This is a genomic window from Mycobacterium sp., assembly GCF_025933915.1.
GTDB lineage: Bacteria > Actinomycetota > Actinomycetes > Mycobacteriales > Mycobacteriaceae > Mycobacterium.
Genome location: NZ_JAICZA010000235.1, coordinates 1 through 5,393, shown reverse-complemented (window position 1 = coordinate 5,393; position 5,393 = coordinate 1). Strand labels below are relative to the sequence as shown.

5 protein-coding genes are annotated in these 5,393 nt (G+C 67.3%); 3 read left to right on the top strand and 2 right to left on the bottom strand.

Annotated features, from left to right (window positions below; genetic code table 11):
* On the top strand, window positions 1-1,322 hold a 1,322-nt coding region (locus Q0W90_RS22980), incomplete at its 5' end, for a phosphoenolpyruvate carboxykinase (GTP) (protein ID WP_297776829.1).
* A gap of 24 nt (window positions 1,323-1,346) precedes the next feature.
* Here Q0W90_RS22980 and Q0W90_RS22975 read toward each other — a convergent pair.
* Window positions 1,347-2,450 (bottom strand): sensor domain-containing diguanylate cyclase, encoded by a 1,104-nt coding sequence (locus Q0W90_RS22975; RefSeq protein WP_297596088.1) that lies wholly within the window; start codon window positions 2,448-2,450, stop codon window positions 1,347-1,349.
* A gap of 198 nt (window positions 2,451-2,648) precedes the next feature.
* Here Q0W90_RS22975 and fadD4 point away from each other — a divergent pair, with 198 nt between their 5' ends.
* Together fadD4 and Q0W90_RS22965 are read left to right on the top strand one after the other, a co-directional pair.
* Complete coding sequence (gene fadD4, locus Q0W90_RS22970) at window positions 2,649-4,178, top strand: fatty-acid--CoA ligase FadD4 (RefSeq protein WP_297596086.1); 1,530 nt, start codon at window positions 2,649-2,651, stop codon at window positions 4,176-4,178.
* A 3-nt stretch (window positions 4,179-4,181) separates the two neighbouring features.
* Entirely contained in the window at window positions 4,182-5,123 is a 942-nt protein-coding gene (locus tag Q0W90_RS22965; protein ID WP_297776825.1) for an enoyl-CoA hydratase/isomerase family protein, read from the top strand.
* 31 nt (window positions 5,124-5,154) lie between these two features.
* Here the strand turns inward: Q0W90_RS22965 and Q0W90_RS22960 are convergent.
* Window positions 5,155-5,393, bottom strand: a 239-nt coding sequence (locus Q0W90_RS22960) for a hypothetical protein (RefSeq protein WP_297776824.1), incomplete at its 5' end; no start/stop codon positions are given.

The window sequence follows — 5,393 nt, the reverse complement described above, 5'->3', positions numbered from 1 at the left end:
TCGGCTCCGACGGGTCCTTCGTGAAGGCCGTGCACACCCTCGGCGCGCCGCTCCAGGAGGGCGAGGCCGACGTCCCCTGGCCGTGCAACCCGACGAAGTACATCTCGCACTTCCCCGAGACCCGCGAGATCATGAGCTACGGCTCGGGCTACGGCGGTAACGCGCTGCTGGGCAAGAAGTGCTACTCGCTGCGGATCGCCTCGGCGATGGCCCACGACGAGGGCTGGCTGGCCGAGCACATGTTGATCCTCAAGCTGATCTCCCCGGAGAACAAGGCGTACTACTTCGCCGCGGCGTTCCCCTCGGCGTGCGGCAAGACCAACCTGGCCATGCTGCAGCCGACCATCCCGGGTTGGCGCGCAGAGACGCTCGGCGATGACATCGCGTGGATGCGGTTCGGCAAGGACGGCCGGCTGTACGCGGTCAACCCCGAGTTCGGTTTCTTCGGCGTCGCGCCGGGCACCAACTGGAAGTCCAACCCGAACGCGATGCGCACCATGGAGGCCGGCAACACCGTCTTCACCAACGTCGCGCTGACCGACGACAACGACGTGTGGTGGGAGGGCCTGGAGGGCGAGCCCGACCACCTGATTGATTGGAAGGGCAACGACTGGATCCTGCGCGAGACGGATACCAAAGCAGCCCACCCGAATTCGCGGTACTGCACTCCGATGTCGCAGTGCCCGATCCTGGCCCCGGAGTGGGACGACCCGCAGGGCGTGCCGATCTCGGGCATCCTGTTCGGCGCCCGCCGCAAGACGACGGTGCCCTTGGTGACCGAGGCTCGCGACTGGCAGCACGGCGTGTTCATGGGGGCCACGATGGGCAGCGAGCAGACCGCCGCCGCCGAGGGCAAGGTCGGCACCGTGCGCCGCGACCCGATGGCCATGCTGCCATTCCTGGGCTACCACGTGGCCGACTACTTCCAGCACTGGTTGGACCTCGGCAAGAACTCCGACGAGTCGAAGTTGCCGAAGGTTTTCTTCGTCAACTGGTTCCGTCGCGGCGACAAAGGCGAGTTCCTGTGGCCCGGTTTCGGCGAGAACAGCCGGGTGCTCAAGTGGATCGTCGACCGCATCGAGCACCGGGCCGGCGGCCAGGACACCCCGATCGGGATCGTGCCGAAGGCCGAGGACCTCGACCTGGACGGGCTCGACGCCACCAGCGCCGAGGTGGCCCGGGCGCTGGCGGTCGATGCCGCCGAGTGGCGCGAGGAGCTGCCCCTGATCGAGGAGTGGTTCGAGTTCGTCGGCGAGAAGCTGCCGACCGGCGTGCGCGACGAGTTCGAGGCGCTCAAGCAGCGGCTGTCCGAAGCGGGCTGAGCCCGCGACGTGCGGGCCGGTTGATCAGCCTGCCAGCCCCGAATGAGGGCCGGCCTTCTTCTCCGCGTACATCAGCTCGTCGGCGCGGGCCAGCAGTTCGTCCACGGTGACGGTCTCGGAAACCGGCGCCCGCACGAAGCCGATGCTGGCCGACAGGCGGTAGGGCCGGTCGCTGGTCTGGTTGAAATTCTCGAACGCGAGCGCGAGCCGCTCTTCGAGCGACGGGGTGTCCCCATCGCTTTCGGTGACCATCACGCAGAATTCGTCGCCACCGATGCGGGCGAGGACGTCGGATTCGCGACGGATGGTGCGGAGTACCCGGGCGACATCTCTGATCAGGGTGTCGCCCACATCGTGCCCTTGCTCGTCGTTGACCTTTTTGAGCCCGTCGACGTCGAGGAACGCGAGCACGCAATTGTGGCCGAGGTGGTGTGACCCGCGAAGTTTCTGCTCGGCCAGCAGGTAGAAGCCGCGACGGTTGTTCAGCCCGGTGAGTTCGTCGGTGACGGACAGCCGGCGGATCTCCTCGTTCGCGTCCTGTAGCGCGGCGGTGCGGTCGCGGACCCGCCGTTCCAGCTCGGAGTAGACCTGGACGTTCTCCATGGCGATCGACGTCGAATCGGCCAGGGCCTGCAGCAGGTGAACTTCTTGGTCGGACGGATGATGCGGGCTGGCCCAGTAATTGCCGATCGCGCCGATCGGTTCGAGCTTGCGGATCGGCACCATGACCAGGCTCTTGACGAAGGTGGCGCGGTACAGGGCGTGCGGGATGCGCGGGTCGCGGTAGATGTCGGGGATCACCGCCGCGTCGCGGTTGAGCATCGCCCAGCCGCTGATGCAGGACCCGATGGGGAAGCGGCTGCCCTTCCACAGCGGGGCGATCGCGTCCTCATCGGCGTAATAGCAGCTGTCGTTGTCGCGGAGCACGAATGTCGCGCCGTCACAGCCGGTGAGCTCACGGGCCGACGAGCGGACGATGCGCTGGATGTCGGGCAGGCTGCGGGCGAGCGACAGCTCCTGAATGGCGTGCACCAGGCGCTCCATGCCGTCGAGGTAGTCGGAGACGGCGAAGGGGTGTGACGCGGGTGAAGGGTACGCCGCAGGCTCAGACTCTTGCTCGGCGGTCATGCGCACCTCCGTGCGAGAGTGGCGTATCCCGCCGCAGTTGCTGACCAAGGTCGGGCCCCGGGTCGAAGGCGATCTACCTGACTGCATTATGGCTGGCGACGTGCACCCGCGCCGGGATTGAGCAGAAGTCGCGGGGCCCGCCCACCGCGGCCGCGACCACTCGACACCCGTCAACTTTGGTGGCGGTACAGTCTGCGCATGCAGATCCGCCCGTATATCGGCGCCGACAAACCTGCTGTCATCCTGTACCCGTCCGGGACCGTCGTCACCTTCGACGACCTCGAGGCCCGCGCCAACCGACTGGCGCACCGGTTCCGCCAGGCGGGTCTGCGCGAGGGTGACACGGTCGCCATTCTGATGGAGAACAACGAGCACATCCACGCGGTGATGTGGGCGGCTCGGCGCAGCGGTTTGTACTACGTGCCGATCAACACCCACCTGACTGCGGCGGAGGCCGCCTACATCGTCGATAACAGCGCCGCGAAGGCGATCGTCGGCTCGGCCGCGCTGCGCGAGACCTGCGCCGGCCTGGCCGAGCATCTGCCGCGCGGGCTACCGGAGCTGTTACTGATCGCCTGCGGGCAGGGAGACGCCGACCTGCCGGGCTGGGAGCGTTACCCCGAATGCGTTGCCGGCCAACCGGACACCCCGATCGATGACGAAATCGAGGGCGATCTGCTGCAGTACTCGTCGGGAACCACCGGCCGGCCCAAGGGCATCAAACGCGAACTGCCGCACGTTCCCCCGGCCGAGGCGCCCGGGATGATGTCGGCGCTGGTCGGTTTCTGGATGACGCCCGACTCGGTCTATCTCAGCCCGGCCCCGCTGTACCACACGGCACCGTCGGTGTGGTCGATGAGCGCGCAGGCCGGCGGCATCACCACTGTGGTGATGGAGAAGTTCGACGCGGAAGGCTGCCTGGATGCCATCGCGCGCCACCGGGTCACCCACGGTCAGTTCGTGCCGGCGATGTTCACCCGCATGCTGAAACTGCCTGAGCAGGTTCGTCATTCATACGACCTGGGCAGCCTGCAGCGGGTGATGCACGCGGCGGCGCCGTGCCCGGTGGAGATCAAGAAGCAGATGATCGACTGGTGGGGGCCGATCATCGACGAGTATTACGCCTCCTCGGAGGCACACGGGTCGACGCTGATCACCGCCGAGGATTGGCTGGCGCATCCGGGTTCGGTCGGCAAACCCATGGGCGGCGCGGTGCACATCCTCGACGAAGAAGGTAACGAGCTGCCGCCCGGCCAGGCCGGCGAGATCTACTTCGAGGGCGGGTATTCGTTCGAATACCTCAACGACCCAACGAAAACCGCGTCATCCCGCTCCAAGCACGGCTGGGCCACCGTTGGCGACATCGGCTATGTCGATGACGAGGGCTACCTGTACTTGACCGACCGGCGCCACCACATGATCATTTCCGGCGGCGTGAACATCTACCCGCAAGAAGCCGAGAACCTTCTGGTCACGCACCCCAAGGTGATGGACGCGGCGGTGTTCGGCGTTCCCGACGACGAGATGGGCCAGCGTGTCGTGGCGGTCGTGCAGACCGTCGATCCCGCGGATGCCGCCGACTCGTTCGGCGAGGAGCTGCTGGCCTGGTTGCGGGATCGCTTGGCGCACTACAAATGTCCCCGATCGATCGCGTTCGAAGCGCAGCTGCCACGCACCGACACCGGCAAGCTCTACAAGAATGGGCTGATCGAGAAGTACTCGGTGTGACCGATGCTCCGGGTGGTCGACCTGTCGAGTGCGCTGGAGGACGGCCCGGCGTCGCCACCCGGCGTGATTGTCGCCGTGGGCTCGGCCACCGAGATCGTTCGGGCCGGATCCCGGCTTGATGCAGCGACTTTCACCCTGACCGAGGACGCCTGCACCGACCGCCGGGTCGTCACCGTCGATTCCGTGTCCGATGCGCTGGGCGAGCTGACTGAACGCTGCCAACGCTGGCCGCACGCCAGCGCCATCTGTGACGACGTGTTGCGCGCCGTCGATCCCGGGGGGCCGACGCTGCCCGGGGTGGTGACCGAATCGTTGGGGTATTCGACTCTGCAGGCCGGCCCGGAGTTCGCGCGCTGGCTCCACGAACGCGGCCCGGTCCGCATGCCCGACATCGCCGACCCGGTGCGGGCGCACCGCGACGGCGACATCGTGCGCATCGTGTTCAACCGGCCGCAACGCCACAACGCGTTCTCCACCGACGCGCGCGCCGCGCTGTTGGATGCGCTGGCCGTCGCGCAGCTGGACCCCTCGGTGACCGGCATCGTGTTGAGCGGCAACGGCCCCTCGTTCTGCAGCGGCGGGGACCTCGCCGAATTCGGCACCTTCGCCGACCCGGCGAGTGCCCACCTGGCGCGCACCCGCTACAGCCCGGCCCTGGCGCTCGATGCGCTGACCGCCCGGCTTGGCCGGGCGTGCCGAGTCGAGGTGCACGGTCGGGTGATGGGCAGCGGCCTGGAGATGGCGGCCTTTTGCGGGTGGGTCACCGCCCGCGGCGACGCGTTGTTCGGGCTACCCGAATTGGCGCTGGGGCTGATCCCCGGCGCCGGCGGCACCGTCAGCGTCACGCGCCGGATAGGGCGTTGGCGCACCGCCTATCTCGTGCTCTCCGGCCACACCGTCGACGCCGAAACCGCATTGGCCTGGGGGCTGGTGGACGAGGTCTAGCGGGCAAGGTTCGCATGTCCCGCGGCCCGCCTCACACCTCACGCCGCGCGTCCCGCGGCACGAGTCCTGCGTCCCGCCTTGCGCCTCGTGCGGCAAGGTTACGGATATTGAAATCGTATATCGAAATCTCTTGTGTCACTGTGGTTTCTGTGGTCCCAGACTGGCGATTTTTGTCGGTGGTCCCCGATAGTTTCGCGGTATGAGTTCGGGCGCCGTCATCGATCGGGACGTGATCACCGCGGCCTTCGATGCCCTCGATGCCGCGCTTGA

Coding starts and splice junctions, on each gene's coding strand:
- Q0W90_RS22975 (WP_297596088.1), bottom strand. CDS start 2,450: ATGACCGCCGAGCAAGAGTCTGAGCCTGCGGCGTACCCTTCACCCGCG.
- fadD4 (WP_297596086.1), top strand. CDS start 2,649: ATGCAGATCCGCCCGTATATCGGCGCCGACAAACCTGCTGTCATCCTG.
- Q0W90_RS22965 (WP_297776825.1), top strand. CDS start 4,182: ATGCTCCGGGTGGTCGACCTGTCGAGTGCGCTGGAGGACGGCCCGGCG.